Origin of the sequence: Candidatus Thermokryptus mobilis, assembly GCF_900070205.1 — a bacterium.
GTDB classification, from domain to species: domain Bacteria; phylum Bacteroidota; class Ignavibacteria; order Kryptoniales; family Kryptoniaceae; genus Kryptonium; species Kryptonium mobile.
In genome coordinates, this window is sequence record NZ_FAOO01000014.1 from 15883 (window position 1) to 37724 (window position 21842).

The 21842-nt window shown below is 37.3% G+C and carries 18 protein-coding genes and 2 tRNA genes; 10 read left to right on the forward strand and 10 right to left on the reverse strand.

Features of this window, described 5'->3' with window-relative positions; all coding sequences use genetic code 11:
- Positions 1-2 precede the first annotated feature (2 nt).
- The 6 genes from FKZ43_RS08940 to rnhC all read right to left on the reverse strand — a co-directional run bounded on the left by FKZ43_RS08940 (position 3) and on the right by rnhC (position 8270).
- Entirely contained in the window at positions 3-2699 is a 2697-nt protein-coding gene (locus FKZ43_RS08940; protein WP_140945546.1) for a protein O-mannosyl-transferase family, read from the reverse strand.
- Positions 2687-3853, reverse strand: coding sequence for a radical SAM family heme chaperone HemW (gene hemW, locus FKZ43_RS08945; RefSeq protein ID WP_140945547.1), 1167 nt, complete (start codon positions 3851-3853; stop codon positions 2687-2689). Before hemW ends, FKZ43_RS08940 begins: the two co-directional genes overlap by 13 nt.
- Complete coding sequence (lepB, locus tag FKZ43_RS08950) at positions 3850-4740, reverse strand: signal peptidase I (RefSeq protein ID WP_140945548.1); 891 nt, start codon at positions 4738-4740, stop codon at positions 3850-3852. Before lepB (FKZ43_RS08950) ends, hemW begins: the two co-directional genes overlap by 4 nt.
- A 12-nt stretch (positions 4741-4752) precedes the next feature.
- Positions 4753-5658, reverse strand: a complete 906-nt coding sequence (gene lepB, locus FKZ43_RS08955) for a signal peptidase I (RefSeq protein WP_140945549.1) — start codon at positions 5656-5658, stop codon at positions 4753-4755.
- 18 nt (positions 5659-5676) lie between these two features.
- Entirely contained in the window at positions 5677-7491 is a 1815-nt protein-coding gene (gene lepA, locus FKZ43_RS08960; RefSeq protein WP_235894729.1) for a translation elongation factor 4, read from the reverse strand.
- 80 nt (positions 7492-7571) lie between these two features.
- Positions 7572-8270: a ribonuclease HIII gene (gene rnhC / locus FKZ43_RS08965; RefSeq protein WP_268904470.1), complete on the reverse strand. Its 699-nt coding sequence runs from the start codon at positions 8268-8270 to the stop codon at positions 7572-7574.
- Between the two features lie 24 nt (positions 8271-8294).
- Between rnhC and FKZ43_RS08970 the strand changes: the two genes are divergently transcribed.
- The 6 genes from FKZ43_RS08970 to FKZ43_RS08995 all read left to right on the forward strand — a co-directional run bounded on the left by FKZ43_RS08970 (position 8295) and on the right by FKZ43_RS08995 (position 12518).
- Positions 8295-8368 (forward strand) — tRNA-His (locus FKZ43_RS08970).
- 6 nt (positions 8369-8374) lie between these two features.
- Positions 8375-8447: transfer RNA gene (locus FKZ43_RS08975), tRNA-Glu, on the forward strand.
- Positions 8448-8542: 95 nt separating this feature from the next.
- Positions 8543-9301 carry a DUF2249 domain-containing protein gene (locus FKZ43_RS11695; RefSeq protein ID WP_140945551.1) on the forward strand — a complete coding sequence of 253 codons (759 nt, stop codon included), beginning with the start codon at positions 8543-8545 and terminating at the stop codon, positions 9299-9301.
- 3 nt (positions 9302-9304) lie between these two features.
- Positions 9305-10390, forward strand: coding sequence for a DUF8744 domain-containing protein (locus tag FKZ43_RS08985; RefSeq protein ID WP_140945552.1), 1086 nt, complete (start codon positions 9305-9307; stop codon positions 10388-10390).
- A gap of 9 nt (positions 10391-10399) precedes the next feature.
- Positions 10400-11794, forward strand: a complete 1395-nt coding sequence (locus tag FKZ43_RS08990; RefSeq protein WP_140945553.1) for a hypothetical protein — start codon at positions 10400-10402, stop codon at positions 11792-11794.
- Positions 11795-11816: 22 nt separating this feature from the next.
- The gene (locus FKZ43_RS08995) at positions 11817-12518 is read left to right on the forward strand and encodes a Crp/Fnr family transcriptional regulator (RefSeq protein ID WP_140945554.1); all 702 of its coding nucleotides are present in this window, start codon (positions 11817-11819) and stop codon (positions 12516-12518) included.
- Between the two features lie 9 nt (positions 12519-12527).
- On the opposite strand, the gene FKZ43_RS09000 is transcribed toward FKZ43_RS08995, so the two are convergent.
- From FKZ43_RS09000 to FKZ43_RS09015, 4 genes are all read right to left on the reverse strand, one after another.
- On the reverse strand, positions 12528-12791 hold the full coding sequence (locus FKZ43_RS09000) for a type ISP restriction/modification enzyme (RefSeq protein ID WP_140945555.1): 264 nt from the start codon (positions 12789-12791) through the stop codon (positions 12528-12530).
- Between the two features lie 99 nt (positions 12792-12890).
- Positions 12891-13121 (reverse strand): hypothetical protein, encoded by a 231-nt coding sequence (locus FKZ43_RS09005; protein ID WP_140945556.1) that lies wholly within the window; start codon positions 13119-13121, stop codon positions 12891-12893.
- A 137-nt stretch (positions 13122-13258) separates the two neighbouring features.
- The gene (locus tag FKZ43_RS09010) at positions 13259-16093 is read right to left on the reverse strand and encodes a patatin-like phospholipase family protein (RefSeq protein WP_140945557.1); all 2835 of its coding nucleotides are present in this window, start codon (positions 16091-16093) and stop codon (positions 13259-13261) included.
- Positions 16050-17387 carry a class II fructose-bisphosphate aldolase gene (locus FKZ43_RS09015; protein ID WP_140945558.1) on the reverse strand — a complete coding sequence of 446 codons (1338 nt, stop codon included), beginning with the start codon at positions 17385-17387 and terminating at the stop codon, positions 16050-16052. Before FKZ43_RS09015 ends, FKZ43_RS09010 begins: the two co-directional genes overlap by 44 nt.
- A gap of 247 nt (positions 17388-17634) precedes the next feature.
- Between FKZ43_RS09015 and FKZ43_RS09020 the strand changes: the two genes are divergently transcribed.
- Genes FKZ43_RS09020 through pyrB form a run of 4 tightly spaced genes read left to right on the forward strand, consistent with a single transcriptional unit; the run spans position 17635 to position 21800 of the window.
- Positions 17635-18966: a cyclic 2,3-diphosphoglycerate synthase gene (locus FKZ43_RS09020; protein WP_140945559.1), complete on the forward strand. Its 1332-nt coding sequence runs from the start codon at positions 17635-17637 to the stop codon at positions 18964-18966.
- A 14-nt stretch (positions 18967-18980) separates the two neighbouring features.
- Entirely contained in the window at positions 18981-19904 is a 924-nt protein-coding gene (gene argF, locus FKZ43_RS09025; protein WP_140945560.1) for an ornithine carbamoyltransferase, read from the forward strand.
- A 17-nt stretch (positions 19905-19921) separates the two neighbouring features.
- Positions 19922-20866 (forward strand): carbamate kinase, encoded by a 945-nt coding sequence (gene arcC, locus FKZ43_RS09030; protein WP_140945561.1) that lies wholly within the window; start codon positions 19922-19924, stop codon positions 20864-20866.
- 10 nt (positions 20867-20876) lie between these two features.
- On the forward strand, positions 20877-21800 hold the full coding sequence (gene pyrB, locus FKZ43_RS09035; protein ID WP_140945562.1) for an aspartate carbamoyltransferase: 924 nt from the start codon (positions 20877-20879) through the stop codon (positions 21798-21800).
- The last annotated feature ends 42 nt before the right edge of the window (positions 21801-21842 follow it).

Below are 21842 nucleotides of genomic sequence, written 5' to 3' on the forward strand. Positions count from 1 at the left end.
TCTTATTTTTTATTCTCCTTCATCTTCTCTTCAAGTCGTGATATTCTCTCCTTTACTAAATGTTGATATTGCTGAGGATAATAAACAAGAACCCTGTTTAAAATATCTATCGCCTTTTTATATTCTCCCATCATCTCATATAAATTCACAAGAATTACATACGGATTATACTCTCCATAAATGTTCATCGGCTCACGATTTATCTGTTCCAAAGCTATCGGCTCTATCTCCTTGGCTATCTTCATAAATTTCTCCTTTGCCCCAACGATATCATACAAACGAGCAACATCATATCTAAGTCTATAATCCATTGGTAAAACATCATTTGGAATTTTGCTTTCCATTCTATCAAGCACTTCAATAACTTTTGCGGTATCGCGCCCGTTTTCGTAATAATAAATTGCGAGTTTCAGAAAAGCATTCCTATAATTCTGCATCAAATTCCTATCTGTCTCAAAGAAATGAACATTTGGATTGTTTAAATTCCTAAATTTAAAGCCATATCTTGGTTCACGATAGAAACCTTCCGGTTCATTAAATAAACATTCTTTCATAACTTCTTCCTCCACAAATGTCGGTGAGCCCTTTGGGTTTTTAAACGGAACAACTCTATAAGCAAGTCCTTCCATACGCAGATACTCATCAAGCCCAATGAAATTGTCAGGCGAAACTGTGACAGCAAAATATATCGGTCTTTCCCACTTATTTGTCTCAATTATATCACGAACCATAATATCCTGAACTCTTATTGCTTTTATCTCCCCAAACTGAATAGTATTGGGCATTCGGAATGTAATTTTACCCTGATTTATAATTGAAGTATCTTTTATCCCGAATTTTTCATAAACTTCCCTCGGCACAGGTATTGAAACATCACGCGGTTCCCACTGGACAAGACCCAGTCGCCTGATTATGTTATCGCTCAAACTAATTGGAACTTTCTTTGCCCCGTGTGGTTCTTCATGCTTTAACTGAAGTATATACCAATCAGTGTTCAGCAAGCTTAAATTTACAACCCTTATATCTGTCCTGATGCCCTCAACCTCTTGTAGATACCAAAGCGGGAAGGTATCATTATCTCCGTTAGTGAACAGAATCGCGTCTTTCTCGCAACTCTGAAGCAAATTATAAGAATAATCCCAGGGGACATAATTTCCACTTCTATCGTGGTCATCCCAGTTTTGAATTGCCATATTCACGGGAACAACAAAAATTGCAACCGCAAGAACTCCAACAGAATAAATTTTCTTCATCTTCTCCGATTGAATTAAATCGCTTATTAACTCAATCAAACCAGCTGTGCCGATGCCGATCCAAATTGAAAAAGCGAAAAAAGAACCAGCAAAAACATAATCCCTTTCCCTTGGTTGTGGTTCAGGCATATTAAGATAAACCGCAAGACCAATACCTGTCACAAGAAACAAAGCAAGATATGATAAAAACATCTTCCAATCTTTTCTGTAATGATAATATAATCCAAAAATCCCCAATAAAAGTGGCAGTGCGAAATATCTGTTTGGGAATTCGCTCGGTTTTCCCCAACCGCTTTCGGACTTCAAGAAGACAGCAGGCGCATCTTGAACATCACCAGCACGACCAACGAAGTTCCAGAAGAAATATCTAAAAAACATATGATTTAACTGATATCTCAAAAAGAAATCCCAATCACTTTGATATTTCTGATAATTTTCCTGATGCGTTGGTTCCTGACTCCAACGCCTTTTAAATGGTGAAGGTTGTTCACCATATTGCTCCCTTTCAAGATATTTGACAAATTTAACAAGATTATCAGGAGCGTTCTCATTTATAGCAGGCTTATCATTTGCCCTTATTATTATCAACGCATAAGTCGTATACCCGAGAAAAACTAAAAAAATACCCATCAAAAAGTTGAATAAAATTCTTTGCTTATTCCTATACGAATAATAAATCCCGTATGAAACGACAAGTGCAATAACCGCAGGAACAGCTGGCATATCATCAAGCATTGAAGGTATCCAAAAAATTATAACCTTATAGATCAGAAAGAATATACCGACAGCGATTATCCCCATCACTGTAAAACTTTTAATATCAACCTTTTCCCTAAACCTAAAATATACAAGCATCGCCAGCGTGAAAATCGTAAGTATGCTCAAAAGATGAACACCGATTGACAAACCGATAACATAAGCTATCAAAAGAATCAACCTGTCGCTTTCAATTTTATCTGCCTTTTCAAACCAGACCATACCAAGCCATATTGCAAAGCTCATCAAAAACAAGCTCGTTGCATAAACTTCCGCTTCAACCGCGTTGAACCAAAAAGTATCACTGAAAGAAAGCGCCAAAGCTCCAACCACAGGTGCGCCATAAACGATAAGCTTATCAACGAAATCTTGTGGATTTGCCTTCCATCTTAATATCAATCTAACCGTGATAAGATAAAGGAACATAACCGTTAAAGCACTTACAAAAGCGCTTACCAAATTAACCCTTTTAGCGATGTCTTCAGCTATAGGCAATAAAGTTGCAATTCTGCCAAGAATTATAAAAAATGGCGCCCCAGGTGGATGTGGAACCCCAAGCGTATAACTTACAGCGATGAATTCACCACAATCCCAAAAAGGAACGCTCGGTTGAACAGTTAAAGCAAAAACTACTAACGAAATCAAAAACAAAACAAAAGCGACAACGTGATTTAACTTTAACTTTCCCATTTCATAACAAATTTTATTTTTGAAATTAACCTTAACACAATTTCATCACAAAGAAGAAAACCTTTTGGTGTAAGCTTAATAAAATCACCATTAATGGATATATAACCAGCTCTCTCAAATTCTTTAATCTCGTCCTTAATATCGCCATCCACAAACTCAAAACCAAATTTTTCTTTGAACCTCGCAACATTAATTCCTTTACTTCTCAAACCAAGATAAATAAATTCTTCAATCATCTTTTCCTCGTCTAAAATTTCAAAATTCGCCACGGGTATTTTCCCCAAATCAATCGCATTTATATACTTGTTCAAGTTAGCGTAATTCCACCACCTTTTATTGATCCAAAACGAATGAGCCGATGGACCAAAGCCAATGTAATTTTCATATTGCCAATATTTTAAATTATGCCTACACTCAAACCCATCAAAAGCATAATTTGACACCTCATAGTGAACATATCCGGCATTTTCAAGAAAATCTATTGTCTTTTCATAAAGTTGAGCTTGTATTTCATCCTCTGGAATCTCAACTTTACCAAGTGAAACGAGCTCATGAAGTGGTGTGCCCCTTTCAACTATTAAATTATACGCCGAAATATGAGATACATTTAAAGAGACAGCAAACTTCAAATTTTCCAACCATTTTTCAACCGTCTGCCCAGGCAAACCAAAAATCAAATCAATGCTCACATTTTCAAAGCCAACATCAAAGCTATCATTTATGCATTTAAAAGCATCTTCACTTGTGTGAATCCGCCCGAGAAATTTCAAATCATCGTCAAAGAAAGATTGAACGCCAAAACTTATCCTATTCACGCCCAAATTCTTAAACTCAAGAAGTTTTCTCTTGTCAACTGTCCCGGGATTCGTTTCAAGTGTAATTTCAGCGTTGGATGAAATTTTGAACCTTTGCGATAATTCGTTCAGGATTTTTGCAATTTGTGCGGGTTCAAGTAGTGAAGGAGTACCCCCACCGAAATAGATAGTATCAAAAATTGAATCATTGAAAAAATCCGTCTCAATTGAAAAAATTTCAATTTCTTTCAAAAGTGATTCAGTGAATCTATCAATCAAATTTAAATTTTCAACCGAATAAAAATCGCAATAAATGCACTTCCTTTCACAAAAAGGTATGTGAATATAAATTCCACTCATTTAATTCCCTTGCCTATCCTTTCCCATCTAATTGATTTTATTTTTTCAGTTAAATTTATCAATGATATATTTGAATCCCAAGACCAATAGATTAAGCACGCACGCCCAATGATATTTTCGGTAGGGACGAATCCCCAAAATCTGCTATCCAAACTATTGTTTCTATTATCGCCCATCACGAAGACATAATCCTTTTCAATCACATACTCATCAGTTTGAACGCCATCTATATAAATTTTTCCATCAGCGACATCAATCTTATGCCCTTCTCTTTCAATTAAAATTCTCCATCGTTTTAAATTACCCTGGTCAAGTTTAACGCTCATACCTTTATAAGGGACGATAATTGGTCCGTAATTATCCTCATTAAAGTTTGAACCCTCTGGGAAGATATACGGATTTTCCAAGCCCTTTGGCACAACATATTCATAATTGACCTTAACGGTGGAGGGCTCTTTAAATCTTTCGCCATTTACGAAGATAACTTTATCTTTTATCTGAACGATATCCCCGGGCAAACCGATTAACCTTTTTATATAATTCACTTTTTCCCTGGGTTTAACTTCGTTTTTCTCACCTGGAAAATGAAAAACTATTACATCTCCCCTTTTAATTGGTGAAAAACGAGGAATTATCGTCACTTGTGGAATTTCAATATTTGTAAAAGGAATCCTTTTTGGTGTTTTCACTTCAAATCCAAATTTACAAACTATAATAAAGTCCCCGGGTAACAATGTATCTTCCATTGAACCGGAGGGAATTCTAAAAGCTTCAAAGGCAAATGTTTTCACGAAAAAAGCGACAATAACCGCAATTAAAATCGGTTTTAGCCAATCCCTTGAATTGACATTTTCCTCGGCAAAAATTTCTGGCTTGCTTTCCTCCATTTTTAGGAAGAATTATTTTATTATCATACCTATTCTACTGAACTTGATTGAAGAAATTTTAGCGAAGATATTGTAGATTGGAATTTCCGGATTCCAAGACCAATAAACTATAATGGGTGTGCCAACGATGTATTTATCCGGGACGAACCCCCAAAATCTACTATCCAAACTATTGTCCCTGTTATCTCCCATCATAAAGTAATAATTATGTTTAACCACATACTCATATTTTTCAACGTCATCAATAAAAATTTTGCCATCTCTTAACTCAATGTTATGTCCCTCCCTTTTCACGAATGTCTCCCACATATCATAATTTGAAATGCTTAACCTAATAGTATCACCCTTTTTAGGAACGATGATCGGACCGTAATTATCTTCATTAAATGGCGCTCCTTTGGGGAAAATTCTTGGGTCGGGTTGGTCCTTGGGGAATACATACGGTCTTTCAAATTTAACATATTTCGGATTTGGGAAAATTTCCCCATTTACATAAACCACTTTATCAATTATTTGAATTGTATCCCCGGGAACACCAATACATCTTTTTAAGTAATAAATCATCGCTGGATGCCTTACCTCATCTCTATATCCTGGGAACTCAAATACGACGACATCTCCACGCTCAACTTTCCACAAACTTGGAATAACGACATAGGGAAGCCGTATAGAAGTAAGCGGTATGTTTCGCGGTGTGGCGAGATTATAAATAAATTTATTCACAAACAAAAAATCACCAGCCATAACTGTATCTTCCATTGATGAAGTTGGAACCTCAAACGATGCAATGACGAAACTGTTAAGAACAATGAAAATCCCGAACACAACAACGAATTCCTTTATGAAATGATATATTTTTTCTTTTAATGTTTCTGGTTTTTTCTTTGATTTTGAAGAGGGTTTACTTTTTGCGGGCATTTGAATTTTTATTTTGTTTTAATCGTTATCTATTGTTAAAACTGCGAGGAAAGCTTCTTGCGGGACCTCAACCCTTCCTATTTGCTTCATTCTTTTCTTCCCCTCCTTTTGCTTTTCAAGAAGTTTTCTCTTCCTCGTGACATCACCGCCGTAACACTTTGCAAGGACATTTTTCCGCAATGGTTTAATCACATCCCTTGCAATAACTTTACTTCCAATCGCTGCTTGAATCACAACCTCAAAAAGTTGTCTCGGTATAAGCTCCCTTAGTTTTGAACATAATTTCCTACCGTAGTCATAAGCTTTGCTTCTATGCACGACAAATGAAAGTGCATCAACTGGCTCACCATTTAAAAGTATATCTAACTTAACAAGGTCTGACTCTCTATATTCAATGAACTCATAATCAAAAGAAGCATATCCTTTTGAAACCGATTTCAGCTTGTCATAAAAATCAAAAATTATCTCAGAAAGTGGCAATTCATATTCAAGTATAGCTCTATCAGCGGAGACATAATGTGTTGTTTTGTAAATTCCCCTTCTATCGGTGCAGAGTTTCATCAAAGCCCCGATAAATTCAGATGGTGTTATAATTTGCGCCCTAACATACGGTTCTTCAATATGGTCAATTTCACCAGGATTTGGCATTTGAGTTGGATTGTTGATGTAAGTTACATCTCCATTTCGCTTCACAACTTTATAGACGACATTTGGAACAGTCGTTACAATATTAAGCCCGAATTCCCTTTCAAGACGCTCTTGAACTATTTCCATGTGAAGAAGACCGAGAAAGCCACATCTAAATCCGTGACCCAATGCGGTTGAACTTTCCGGCTCAAAGACGATCGCTGCATCGTTTAACCTCAATTTTTCAAGGGCATCCCTTAACTCTTGATAATTTTCCGAGTCAGCGGGATAAAACCCTGCATAAACCATCGGTTTTACTTCACGATAACCCGGAAGCGGTTCCTTTGCTGGATTATTTGCGATAGTCACCGTGTCCCCAACTCTCGTATCGTGTACATCTTTAACGCCAGCGATTAAATATCCAACCATTCCAGTCGTGAGTTTACCTGTCCTTACTCTATCAAGTTTTAAAATCCCAACTTCCTCAGCTTCAAAGACCTTTCCGTTAGCAAAAAACATAATTTTATCACCTTCTTTTAATTCGCCATCAAAAACCCTAAGATACACAACGACGCCACGATAAGAATCATATTTTGAATCAAAAATTAAGGCGCGCAAAGGTGCTTGTGGGTCTCCTTTTGGAGGTGGAATCCTTTGAACGATCGCCTCAAGAAGTTCGTCAACCCCGAAACCTGTCTTTGCGCTGACAAGTAAAATCTCATCTTCCTTGCATCCGATTAAATCAATAATCTGACCCTTCACTGTCTCAATCATCGTTTGAGCAGCCGGTAAATCAATTTTATTTATCACCGGTATTATCTCAAGCCCCGATTCAACAGCAAGATAAAGGTTACTTATAGTTTGAGCTTCAACACCTTGAGTTGCATCAACGACGAGAATCGCGCCTTCACTTGCAGCAAGAGCGCGCGAAACTTCATAAGTGAAATCAACATGTCCTGGTGTGTCAATTAAATTAAATGTATACTCATTGCCATCTTTTGCGATGTATTTCATTTGAACGGGATGTGATTTAATCGTTATACCGCGCTCCCTCTCAAGGTCCATATTGTCAAGAACTTGCTCAACCATTTGCCTTGGCGGGATCGTCCCCGTTTTCTCAAGAAGGCGATCCGCAAGAGTTGACTTCCCGTGATCAATATGCGCTATAATGCAAAAATTTCTTATCCTCGTGACATCCATCTTCATCAATGACTTGGAGTTTTGTTTGGAACTCTTTACATAAATTTATTGAAAAATATAAAAACAGCACCGTAAAAATTCAAAATTTAAACCCCGATCAATTTACTTGTCCTAAAGTGTATCTTTGCGACACTAATCAATTCTTCCCTTCCATATCTCTTGACAAAATCACCAGCAACCTCAACAACTTTTGAAGAAGCCCCACGCGGAAATTCCATTTTGTACTTTTCTGATAAAAGCTTCAATCGGGATAAAAATTCATTTCTCGCCAAAATTGAAGCAGATGCAACAGCTGGGTCTGTTTCAGCTTTATGTCTTTGAACGAGTTCAATTCTCCTACCTTTCGTCATTAAGGATTCAATAAGGTAATGCTCATCGCCAAATTTATCCGATATAGCCATAGTGCAAACAATTTTCCCCAATTCGGCTTTTTCCAAAAGATTTTCTATCACTCGCGCATGACCCCAAGCAAGTATACGATTAAGGTTTAATTTCTGGGTAAGCTCGTTATATCTTTTCGGATTAATCACAACGATTTCGTAAATGCAAATTTTTTTGATCTCCTGCGCAAGTTCAGCGATTTTCTTATTTGAAAGCTTTTTTGAATCCCTGACGCCAAGCATAATTAACTTTTGATTGACCTCATCATTTGAGATAATTCCAGCGATCACAAGCGGTCCAAAGAAATCACCTTTTCCTGATTCATCAACACCGATGTAAAAATTCATTTCTCCAGCCAATTGACTTTTTGAAAAATTAAAAAAATTTGCAAAACAGAAAAAAATTTTCTATATTTTGATTGTCCTACGGTGAGTATAGCTCAACTGGTCAGAGCGCCAGGTTGTGGCCCTGGAGGTTGCGGGTTCGAGCCCCGCTACTCACCCACGATGCCCCCATCGTCTAGAGGCCTAGGACACAGGCTTTTCAAGCCTGGAACGCGGGTTCGAATCCCGCTGGGGGCGCTACCTCACCCCCAAAAATCCCTCCAAAAACTGACCTAAGTCAATGTTTTTTAAGCACGCGGAAATTAATTTTATAGAAAAAAGGAATTTTTACCATGAAAGCAACAGAACAACTCAAAAAGGAACACAATCTTATCCGCCTTGCAACCGTTCTGCTTGAAGCAACAAAGAACAATGTTGAAGACACCGAAAAACTCCTTGATTTCTTCACTAATTTCACAGATAAATGCCATCATGGAAAAGAAGAAGGAATACTTTTCCCAGCGCTTGAAGAAGCAGGAATCCCAAAAGAGAATGGTCCAATACAAGTAATGCTCTATGAACACGAAATAGGTAGAGGTCTTCTTAGACAAATTAAAGAGTATATCCAGATCTTGAAAATAAAGCAAGACGAAATATATAACGAGAGAATATCTCAAACCATATCAAACTATGTGAAACTTCTTGAAGAACACATTCAAAAAGAGAATAATGTGCTTTTTGTAATGGCGAATATTCACCTTAGCGAAAAAACTCAGCATGAAATCTTTGATAAATTTGAAGAATTTGAAATAAAAGAAATTGGTGCGGGAAAACATAAGGAATACCATAAATTGATAGAAGAAATCAAGGAGAAAGTTTTCGGCAAGTCAAAAATTCTTGATGTGAGAGATGTGGAACCAGTTCAAAGACATGGGATAATTTTTGGTGAATTTGATAAACTAAAAGGAGGTGAAAGTTTTATCCTTATCAACGACCATGACCCAAAACCGCTTTTTTATCAATTTCAAGCCGAAAGAGAAGGAAAATTTAAGTGGGAATATGTATTGACTGGACCGATCATTTGGTGTGTGAAAATAACTAAACAAGCATGAATTATGGAAAGGCGAATTTTAAAGTTTTCAATGTTGATTGGCGCTTTGTCTTTTGTCCTTGCTATTGTGATCGGCGTTTGGAGGATCGCTTTAACGCGTGGGTTTTTGCTTCCGTCTATACCGGAGTTTTTACCACCGCACGGGAATATAATGGTTGGTGCATTTCTTGGTACATTGATAATTTTTGAAAGGATGCTTGCTCTCCCTGTTAAATGGTTGCTTTGGGTTCCATTTCTCTGGGCTTTATCAAGCTTGACAGTCCACCTTGAACCTATCGTCTTTAAAGCAATTAATTTAATCTCACTTATTGGATGGGGAATTCACCGCTGGATAGCATACAGTACATTTAAACATTTATGGAACCCCCTTATTGAATTTATAGCATACATTCTTTTAAGTTTAGCCCTTATGAAAACAAACGGGCTTGCGGAAAGCCCGATTTCAGCTATCGCTGGTCTATCATTTGCTATATGTGTCATTGGAGTTGAAAGGATTGAGCTGATGCTTGGCTTTAAAAAATTTACAGCAAAGTTGGTTTATGCACTTTTAATTTTATACTCCGTCTTTTTGATTTTTAATTTGCTTGTTTATGAAATGGCAATTCAAATAATTGGGGTCGCTTTGATAATTACAACGATTGGGATGTTCTTCAACGACGCAAGTATGATGGCGAAATTTGGAGAAAATAAATTTAAAACGCCAATCTCAGGTCTCCAAAAATTTTCAAGGGAAACGCTGACAATTGCATATATCTGGCTTTTTCTTGCCGGTGTATTTCTGACGATTTGGAATTCAATACCGCTTGCAAAAGATGTAATTTTTCATTCAATTGGACTTGGTTTCATTTTCACAATGATTTTGTCCCATGCTCCAATTGTTCTCGGCTCAACTCTCAAAAAAATGCCGAAGAAACCGCCATCTCGTTTCCTTTTTTATCTATTTCAAGCAATGACAATCGCAAGATTAATAGGTGACTTTATCGCTCCTGTTTCTCTGGAACTTTGGAAATGGTCTGGTTGGATAACAGGGACATTTCACTTCGTGATTTTCATCCTTTACATTTTCAATGTCTTGAGAAACCTAAAGTAAAGATAACTCGTGAAACAAAATCATCAAGAATTTCAGGTTGGTTTTATCTGGTGGGCGATTGGTATTGGAATTTTTGGTGGTTTTATGCTCGGTGCACATATTGCAATGCAAATTGGATTTAACCTCTCGCTTCCAAGGGCACTTGATGTATGGATTCAAACCCATGGACATTTACAACTTGCCGGATGGGTTGGTTTGTTTATAATCGGTGTAAGTTTGCACTTTATTCCAAGAATGACAAGTGTACCAATTGAAAAACGAAGCACTTTAAAAATAATTCTCTTCCTTACCGTTTCAGGGATTTTAATCAGGGCGAATTCGGAATTCTGGGCACCTTATGTTGAAAATGAAAAAATCTTGAAATTCTTTACTTTGTCATCAAAAATTGGGAATGTGATTGAATTCCTTGGAACACTTCTTTACCTTGCACTTCTGTTAAAATCATTTTTAAAAGCAACCGAATTCAAAAGAAAGGGATTCAATTTAGTAAAACCTTATTTTATCTCTTTCATCATCGGGTGGCTAATTTACTGGCTCGTTCAACTCTTTGAAATTTTCCTTGACCGTTATGACTGGCTTGCGTGGAATAAGTGGAGCATAGATGTTTTTATGAGATTATCCCTTTTCTCCATTTCCTTTGCCTTTTCAATTTTAAACTTCCCACTTTACATACATCTTGCGCCTCCACGAAAAATTTTAAAACATCTCGGCTATGTCTATATCTTAATCACACTCATTTACGAAATTTCAAGTGCGCCTATATATTACGAAGCACTGCAAATTTTTGATTCAAACCTATTTGCAATTTTGAGCGATGTTTTAATTTTATCGCTTCTCTTTGTGTCTGGGATTATAGGGCGCGTTTTCTTACCAGATTTATACCTTGCGAAATCGCCATTTTGGCGAAGAGATGGAATAAACGAAGTGATAACAAATATTGAAAAGAAACCGAGAAAGGGTTATTCAGATTACGGAGAGTTCGGCAAATTTGAACTTTTAATTTATTCGGCTTATATATGGCTGCTGATTTCGCTTTTCCTTGACTTGTTAGCTCGCTGTTTTACTTTATTTGGATTATCAATTCATTATGGCGATGACCCGATTCGTCATTCGTTCTTGCTTGGTTTCATCACGCTTTTAATTTTAGGAATGGCACAAAGGATGTTGCCGGGATTTATGCATAAAAATAAAATAGCACACAAAAAATTCGTCTTTTTGACTTTTTTATTCGGAAATATCTCTGTAATTTCAAGAGTCCTGCCAACTTTGATACCACACTATTTGTCGGGGTTTGGTTATATCGTTACAAAATTTCTTCTAATACTTTTCGGTCTTTCCGGATTTATCAGCATAATTTCCCTCATCTTCTTATTTTTAAACCTGCGCTCAACCTTCAAGGGATAAAATTTGCCCTCTTTGACATTTTTTGAATAACTTAAAAGAAAAAAGAAACGCAATGCTCCCTGAAAGCGAATCTATATGGAACATCCCTTTTTTCTCTGAACTCTCACCAGACGAGCTAAGGGAATTTATGCGTTTTTCAAAGCTGATGAACTTCAAAAAGAGGGAAACGATTTTTCTTGAGGGTGATCCATATCTTGGCTTCTTCATAGTCATAAAAGGGGTTGTTAGAGTTTACAAATCAAATCCGGATGGGCGTGAGATAACACTTCACATAATTGAGCCGTTTGGTTCATTTGCCGAGGTCCCGCTTTTTCTTGAAGAAAGCTTAACTTATCCAGCAAGCGCTCAAGCACTTGAAAACTCAACTTTAATTTTCATCCCAAAGGATGGCTTCTTAAAGATTTTGAAGAATAACACTGGGATATGTCTTAAAATGTTGCATGGTTTTGCAAAACGATTGATAAGTTTAAATCAACAGATAGAAAACTTGACGCTTATGGATGTAAGTTCACGCCTTGCTGAATATCTTTACAGAGAGTATGAAAAATACGGTGTCAAAGAAATCATCGTTAAAAGGACAATCCTTGCGACTTATCTTGGCACTATCCCAGAGACGATTTCAAGGACATTGAGAAAATTTCACGAAGAAGGTTTGATAGAGGTAGAAGGGAAAAAAGTTAAATTGATAAAAGTAGAAAAGCTAAAGTCGTTATTTAGGCATTAACAAATAGAATCATTTTTGAAATTGAATGACATTGCTCTCAACATCCGGATATAGTTCATCAATTTCCTTCTGAATTTCAATCGTTAGGGCAATTGCGGTCGCAATAAGAATATAACGCTTTGGGTCATCCATATATCTACCTTTGCGATCTTTTAGATACTTACTTAAAACTTTATATCCACCGATTTGGTAATCCCACATTTCAGGTGTGATTCCCTCAAAATACTTTTCTGAATTGATATACACCCGATGTTGAGATGAATCAAAAGCCACTCCGCCAGATTAGGTCGCTTTTCTTGCCGTAATATGTTTGGGGAGTCAGTGGAGGGGTAAAGGTAGAGGGGAAAAGCGTAACCGATCTCGCTGGTGTGGTTAGATACTAAGCACGACTCCAGTATTTTCGTGTAGATAATTTTGTGCGTAAAGATAAGCGAATTCATCTTCACTCAAGCCAGAAATTAAAAACTTTTTAAACGCCTCGTAAAACCCGTAGACATCCCTTTGCTTTTGCTGTAGTTCTGGACGAATAACCTCATCTCGTAAAAAACGTGTCCTCCTGGCAAGCTCTCTTGAAAGCGATTCCGCTGTTAATGCTGAAGGCAATACAAATGAAAAAAATCCTTCAAAACGGGCATCGCCACGACGGGTAATTTCAGAAATTTTATTGAGATACTCTTAAAAATTTTCTCCATACCCACATCAAGACATTTGTTCTAAATTTATCCTCATACATATTAAACCTACTCAAAACCGACTGAAAATTGAAGGATGCTTGGACCCCAAAGCAATACATCTTGTTTCAATCTTTTGAAAATAAAACTTTTTCCAACTTTAAATCTCATTGCACCGATCGGCGTATCAAACCCCAATTCAATTCCAATTCCCTGTCTTAAATCTTTCCATCTAATGGCTTCAAACTTTCCCCAAACTGAACCAATATCATAACGCAGTGCGATGAAATTGTCAAATATAACTTTCATTGGAGTTTTAAATCTCGCTTCAACGCCAAGAGAAATTATCTGTCTTCCGTAATTTTCATCCTCTCTCATCCCGGAAAACGAATTTATACCAGTTATAGAGCCAAGGAAAAATTGCTGTGACATGGGGGTTGATTCATCACACAAGCCGAACAAAAATTTAAATTTCAATGAGCCGTATTTAAAATAAGTGTTGTAATTTTCGTAATAGAAAAAAATTTTTGAGTAAGGTATATCTGATCCGAGAAATTTCTGCGCTGTTTCATAAAAAGCATTTAAATAAACACCGCGATTTGGGAAATATGCTTTATCTCTTGAATCAATTTCTATGTTTAACCGCAGCTTGCCGATCAGGTTTTCCTCATTCTTGAAATCGGCGATGGATATGTTTTTGACAATTGCTTTTTCAAGCTGATATTTCAAAAGTGTGTTCCCTATCCTTTCAAATTGTCCACCTGTGGAAATCTCAAACCCCGCCCAAATAAATTTTACCTCACCGAGATTTGAAAGCGAAAAAGAGCGCTCCCCAAACGAAGTTTTATAAATGTAAACATTCCGCTCGTTATGGAAAAATCCAAAACGATATGTCAATATAGTTTTTAAAAGACGATCAACTTTGTATTCAATTTTTAAACTTGAATTCCTCATCCCGCCTTGAAAAGTCAATCCAAACTCATCGTTCAAACCGAATGAATTTTCATCTCTGAAATCAGAAAAAATTTGAGCGCCACGCTCGTTATCAACCCTTATACCAAGCCGTAAAAATTGAGATGCCGATTCTATAAAATCAATGAAAACTTTAACACTATCATTAACTTTGTAATCAAGTTTGATCTGTGAGAAAAGATTAGTCGCCCATAAGTTTTTTAGCGTTTGAATTATTCCCCTCTCGGTCAAAATTTCACCTGGCTTAAATAAAACATCTCTTAAAATCACATAACCCTTCGTTTTCTTATTCCCCGAAATTTCAACACCAGATACATAGCCGTCGGTGATATAAATTTTGAGAACTCCATTTAAACTATCAAATTCAAAACCTTTTATCTTAACGAATGGATAACCTGCACTCCTAAAAACCTTTAGAACCCGTCTTTTTATTTCATTCGCATTTTCATCTGAATAAAAAAGTTTGTCCTTCGGATAAAAAATAAAGCTTGAATCGTTCGCTTCAAATGAGATGAAGCCGTTGTCTATGAAATCATCAGAACTTATTTGAAAGTTTTCAACGGATTGCGGGAAAACAGCAGCAACTTTTATCTCTGGATTAAGTTTGGTCCAGATTTCAACATCAAATGACGATTGTTTCTTCTTTACCTTAACATCAATTCGTTTGTATCCCCCTTTTAATTTAAGATCAATAAGCGCTTTTGCCATTTCTTCGGTTGAGAATCCATCTGCTTTGAAAATCTCATCAACGACATTTGCAGGTAATCCGTCGCCTTGAATTACCAAACGATAATTTGAAATCTTTACGGGTTCGTCATCACCGACAAGTAAAAATTTATTTTTTAACGCCGTGATAATTTCAAAAATTTTTTCTTCGCCTGCTTCTTTCCCCTTTTCAATTATATATTTTGCCTTGTCAAAGTCCGATGCGGAAATTTCATCAAGTTTTGGTTTTATAACTATATCCGAATTTTCAAGTTGAAATTTATTTGACAGTTGCATCATTATCCCGACAATTTGATCAGCCGTATTCCAAGGTAGTTGAATTTCCTCTGGTGTACGCAAAGGGCTTGTGGCGTCAACTGTCAAAACGATGTCACAGCCGAGGTTTCTTGCCACATCAGCCGGTATATTTGAAATTAAACCTCCGTCAACAAGGACGAGCGTGTCAATTACAACTGGTTGAAAGACGAGTGGAATCGTAGAACTTGCCCTGACGACATAAACAAGATTCCCACTTGAAAAAACAACCCTTTTCCCACTGACGAGATCGGTTGCGACAGAGAGAAATTTTGGTTTCAAACTGTCGTAATTTGTGATATAATGAAACGGCGTTTTGAAAAAAATTTTGAAAAGCGATTCAGTTATTCGTTGACCCGACACGACATAAGATGGAAGCAATGGTTTTAAACCTTTGAATCTGAAATAAAGGAAGCTCTTTTCAACTAAATACTTTCTTTCAAGAAAGAGATTTGCCCTATCTTCGCCCTCGCCTAAACTTAACACCTCTCTCCAATCCGTAGACAAGGCGATTTTTTCAATCTCTTCTGATTTAAGCCCAGCGCAGTATAACCCTCCAACAATACTTCCCATACTTGTTCCAACAACATAATCAATTGGGATGTTATATTTTTCAAGGACTTTTAAGACCCCGATATGGCTCAAGCCCCTTGCCCCACCCCCACTTAAAACAAGAGCAACCGTTGGTCGTTTCAGCTCATAAGTTAGAATTTTTTCTTTATCCCCGTCGTAAAATTTTATCAAGATTTTATTTTCTGAGGCGGATGATTTACAAACTAAGACAAATAGAAAAGCAAGGCAAAAAATACGTATGAAGCTCCCATTAAAAATTTTTGAAAGAGGGAGGGATATAACCCTCCCAATTGATTCACTTAACATACTTGCAGACAAGGTCATAGGTGTTGACGACATTGAGCTTCTGAACAAGCAAACTAAACTTTTTCTCAAGCGCAACTCCAATCTCTTCCTTTAATGATTGTGGCAAATCCCAAAATTCCTTTTTGAAAGGTCCAAAACCTTTCTTTCTTGTCTTGTAAATAAATTGCTCCTCGGTATCTCCTGTTTTCCATTCATCTTTGAATTCCTTCTTTAAGAACTCATACACCTCACGCTTAAAATCATCTGGTAACATTGAGTAAATCATATTTTGAAACTCAGTCGCAAGGTGAATTTCGGCAGTTCCAACCTGGGGGAATTTATCAAATAATTCCTCAGGCAAAGTTGAAGCCCCGTGTTGAACTGCCCCGGATAATCCATATTCTTTCCTTGCCACTTCCGAGAGAACTCTCAATGTCTCAAAATCAATTTTAACCTGTGCTATCGTTCCATCAGGTAGAGGTATTCCACCGTGTGTTGTCCCTGTTTGAACGCTTATCTTACTTATACCTTTGTAATTTCCCCTCTCGGCTAAAAGCTTAAGATAACCTTGCATATAAGCCCTTAACTCTTCGGGTGTGCTATTTTTACCGCCCACCTCACCTATTTCTCCACCGACGGAAATTTCAATCCCTTGAGGTTGAAGTTTTCTTATGTATTCGGTCATTTCAACTGCAACTTCGTAATTTGGGCGTTGCTGTTCATCAAGCGTCGGCTTACTTAAATCAACAAGCGTTGAACTATCAATGTCAATGTTATAAAAATCAGATTCAATTTCCTCTTTGACAAGCTCTTTCAATGAGTTGATCTCTTTTTCTGGGTCCTCTTTATATTTTTTTGCGCTTACTTGAACATGGTCTCCTTGAATGAAAACGGGTCCTTGATAACCTTCTTTTATACATGCGGACAAAACACAAGCGGTATATTCGCTCGGTCTTTGGAAAGTGTAACCGATTTCGGACTTGGCTATTTCAAAGATGAAAGCCCCGACATTATGTTTCTTTACCGCCCTTACATAAGCCCGAGCCACATCGTATGTTAATCCTCTTATATTTACCGCAGGAACAGTAAATCCACCAACTTCACCTCTTCCCATCGCCTCATAAAATGGCTGTATTGACGACGGTACTATCCCAAGTTTACGAGCGATTTTCCTTATCAAATTGCGAATTTCCATCTTCAAATTTTCATCAGGATTGAAAACAGCGTTATAAACAAGCTCATCAATTGCTTTCTCTCGTAATTTTACGGGGTCAAGGATATTGACATCGCCATTGAACTCAACGATACCAGTAAGATAATTTTTCAATTCAATTGAATCTTTGAACATATACCGCACCTCCCTTTGTGTTTAAGTTTTTGCAAGTTTGTTTTTTCAAATTTTTTGGTTATATTTTGGTGTAATTTACGAAAGAATTACAATCTTTTCAAGCGACAATTCAATTATGTCCGCGAAACAAAGACAAATAATTGCGAAAGACCACAAAACTTAGGCACTTCCCTTTCACCTCTTTTCCCCCCGCTACAAATTCAATTTCTTTTATAACTCCAAAATCAAAAACTTTTAAGGAGGTTTTATGCCAAGGACAAAAGTCATTATCATGGGAGCTGCTGGTCGTGACTTCCATAATTTCAACATGTTTTACAGGGATAATCAAAATTACGAAGTGATCGCCTTTACCGCAACACAAATTCCAAACATTGAAAATAGAAAATACCCGCCTGAACTTGCTGGCAAACTTTACCCAGAAGGAATTCCAATTTATCCCGAGGAAAAGCTTGAAGAATTGATCAAGAAATTCAAAGTTGATGAAGTTGTGTTTTCGTATTCTGATGTTTCGCATCAATATGTTATGGAGAGAGCATCAAGGGTGATTTCCTCTGGTGCAAGTTTCAGATTGCTTGGGTTAAATCAAACAATGCTTGAAAGTAAAGTTCCAGTTGTGGCTGTTGTAGCTGTAAGAACGGGTTGTGGAAAGAGTCAAACATCAAGAAAGGTTGCAAAATTGTTAAGAGGAATGGGATTGAAAGTTGTCGTTGTAAGACATCCAATGCCGTATGGCGATTTGAGAAAACAAGTTGTTCAAAGATTCGCTTCAATTGAAGATATGATACGACAAAACTGCACAATTGAAGAAATGGAAGAGTATGAACCACATATTGTAAATGGTGGAGTAGTTTATGCGGGCGTTGATTACGAAAAAATCCTCCGTCAAGCGGAAAGTGAAGCTGATGTTATAGTTTGGGATGGAGGAAATAACGATATGCCATTTTTCAGACCAGATTTAACCATTGTGGTAACCGATCCACATAGACCCGGGCATGAATTAACTTACTACCCTGGTAGTTCAAATTTAAGAATTGCTGATGTGGTTGTTATAAATAAGGTTGACTCTGCAAGACCCGAGGATGTTGAAACTGTGCGGAAAAATATAAGGGAGGTCAATCCAAAAGCAATAATAGTTGAGTCAGCATCACCGATTTTTGTTGAAGATGGTGCGTTGATACGAGGCAAAAGAGCTCTTGCGGTTGAAGATGGTCCAACACTTACTCACGGAGAGATGAGTTATGGTGCAGCGGTCTTAGCTGCGAGGAAATTCGGGGCAAAGGAACTCGTTGACCCTCGTGATTATGCTGTTGGTTCAATAAAAGAGACATTCAAAAAATACCCACAAATAAAAGATTTACTTCCAGCGGTTGGTTATGGGAAAGAACAAATAAAAGAGCTTGAAAAAACAATCAACAGAACACCAGCGGACATAGTTATAATTGGAACTCCAATTGACCTGAGAAGGATTTTGAAGATGAACAAGCCAAGTGTCCGAGTTAGATATGAACTTCAAGAAATAGGTAAGCCAGACCTACAAGACATACTTGAGGAATTCGTTAAAAAGAACATCAAAAAATAAACTTGGGAAATTAAATGCGAAACAAAGATTTTATCTCAATTCATGATTTAACGATTGAAGAAATCAATCGGATTTTTGAGTTAACTAAGGAGATGAAATCAAATCCTAAAAAATTTTCAAACTCACTTGAGGGTAAAATCCTTGCTCTGATTTTTGAAAAGCCATCGCTGAGAACGCGGGTAAGTTTTGAAGTTGGAATCCGTCAGCTTGGTGGCGATGCGATTTATCTTGCTCCCTCAGATATTCAAATGGGCAAAAGGGAATCGGTTTATGATGTAGGTAAAACACTTGAGAGAATGGTTGATGCAATCATGATCAGAACATTTGCACATAAAATAGTCCTTGAACTTGCAAGGGCAGTTAAAATCCCGGTCATAAATGGTCTTACGGATCTCCTCCATCCGTGTCAAGCTATGGCTGACTATTTCACAATGATTGAAAAGAAGGGGGACTTAAAAAAATTAAAGGTTGTCTTCATCGGTGATGGAAATAATGTTTGCCATTCACTGATGTTTGGAGCTGCGAAACTCGGTGTAAATTTCTGGGCTGTAACACCAAAAGGTTATGAGCCAAAGCGTGAAATCTATCAACTTGCTATTGAAGATGCTAAGCTTACAGGTGCTAAAATAAACATCATAAATGATCCAACAGAAGGTATAAAAGACGCTGATGTTGTTTACACCGATGTCTGGGCAAGCATGGGGCAAGAAGCTGAAGCAGAGATAAGGAAAAAAATTTTCCAACCATATCAAGTAAATCAGGAACTTTTCTCACTGGCTAAACCAGATGCAATTTTTATGCACTGTCTTCCAGCGCATCGCGGTGAGGAAGTTACAGATGATGTAATTGATTCACCAAATAGCGTTGTATTTGAAGAGGCGGAAAATCGTCTGCATGTTCAAAAGGCGATAATGTATGAGTTGATGAAAGATAGATAAACAAAAAATTTCAAAATATGGCATCAAAAAAAGCTCTTTTAGCCATTGGTGGGAACTCCCTTATAAGAGCAGGACAACGGGGAACAATAGAAGAACAATTTGAAAATGCTCAAAGGACAGCTGAATATATAGCCGAGCTAATTGAAATGGATTTTGATCTTGTGATAACTCATGGGAACGGACCTCAGGTTGGCGCTCAACTTATAAGGGTTGAAGCAGGAGCTGGACAAGTTTATTCTATGCCTCTTGATGTATGTGTGGCTTCAACGCAGGGCGAGATAGGTTATATACTTCAAAACTCAATTCAAAAGTCGCTCTGGAAAAGAGGGATTAAAAAACCAGTCATCACGATAATAACACAAGTTTTAGTAGATAAAGACGACCCTGGGTTTACTAAACCAAGTAAGCCAGTGGGTCCATTCTACACGAAAGAAGAAGCTGAAAGGAAAAAGACATTAGGATGGGAAATAATTGAAGATGCTGGAAGAGGTTATCGCAGGGTCGTCCCTTCCCCGAAACCAATAGACATAATTGAAAAGGAAGCGATCAAACAATGCGTTGAAGATGGTATGGTCGTAATAGCAGTAGGAGGTGGAGGCATCCCAGTCGTTAAAAAAGATGAACACTTTGCAGGGGTTGAAGCTGTAATTGACAAGGACAGGGCTTCGGCTGTTTTGGCGAAATATCTTGAGGTTGATTATTTTATCATATCAACCGACACAGATAAAGTTTATTTGAACTATAAGAAACCGAACCAAAGGGCGCTTGATGTGATAAGTATTGAAGAGGCAAAAAAGTTTTATGAAGAGGGACATTTCCCTGCTGGAAGTATGGGACCAAAAATTGAAGCCGTAGTTGATTTCATCGGTAATGGGGGCAATTGTGCAATTATAACTTCACCGGAAAATTTAGTTCAAGCAGTTCTTGGAAAGGCAGGAACAAGGATTGTCAAATCAAAATAAATTTTGAAAAATGCCAAGGTTAAATCATGTGATTGAATCGCAACAATTTACGCTTCCTCTTATTCACGAGGTTTTTCAAGTTGCGGATCAAATGGAAAAAATACTTGATAGGGGCGGAACCCTTGACTATCAAAACAAAATCATGGCTTCTTTATTTTATGCTCCTTCAACAAGGACAAGGTTCTCTTTTGAGTCGGCGATGTATCGCCTTGGCGGAAAAGTCATAACAACAGAGCAAGCCCATATGTTTTCATCTGTCATTGGCGGTGAAACGCTTGAGGATACAATAAGGGTTGTATCAAACTTTGCAGATGTCATCGTCTTGCGACATACTGAAATTGGAGCTGCAAAAAGAGCATCTCTTGTCTCAAAAGTTCCCATAATAAATGCCGGCGATGGGAAAGGCGGACAACATCCAACACAAGCTCTTTTAGATCTTTACACAATTTATAAAGAGCTTGGCTACATTGATGGACTTAAAGTTGCATTTGTCGGAGACCTTGAACAAGGCAGAACCGTAAGATCGCTTGCTTACCTTCTTGGGAAATTTGAAAGGGTCATGCTTTACTTCATTGCGCCCGATTTCCTCCAGATAAAAGAGGATATACAAGATTATTTAACGAGACACAACGTTTGGTTCACGCTTGAAAATGACTTAAACAAAGTCATATCTGAAGTTGATGTGGTTTATGTGACAAGGATTGAAAAGGAGAGATTCGGCGATAAAATTGAACTTTATGAGAAAACGGTTAAAAACTATTTCATTGATAAAGATATGCTTCAAAAGTTGAAACAAAGGGCAATAATAATGCACCCTTTGCCAAGGTTAAACGAGATATCAATTGAGGTTGATGACGATCCACGGGCTGTTTACTTCAAACAAACTCGCAACGGACTACTTGTAAGAATGGCGCTTCTGACAATGGTTTTATGAGCATTTGCAACTATTTCAAAATTTTTGTATAATTGCTACTAA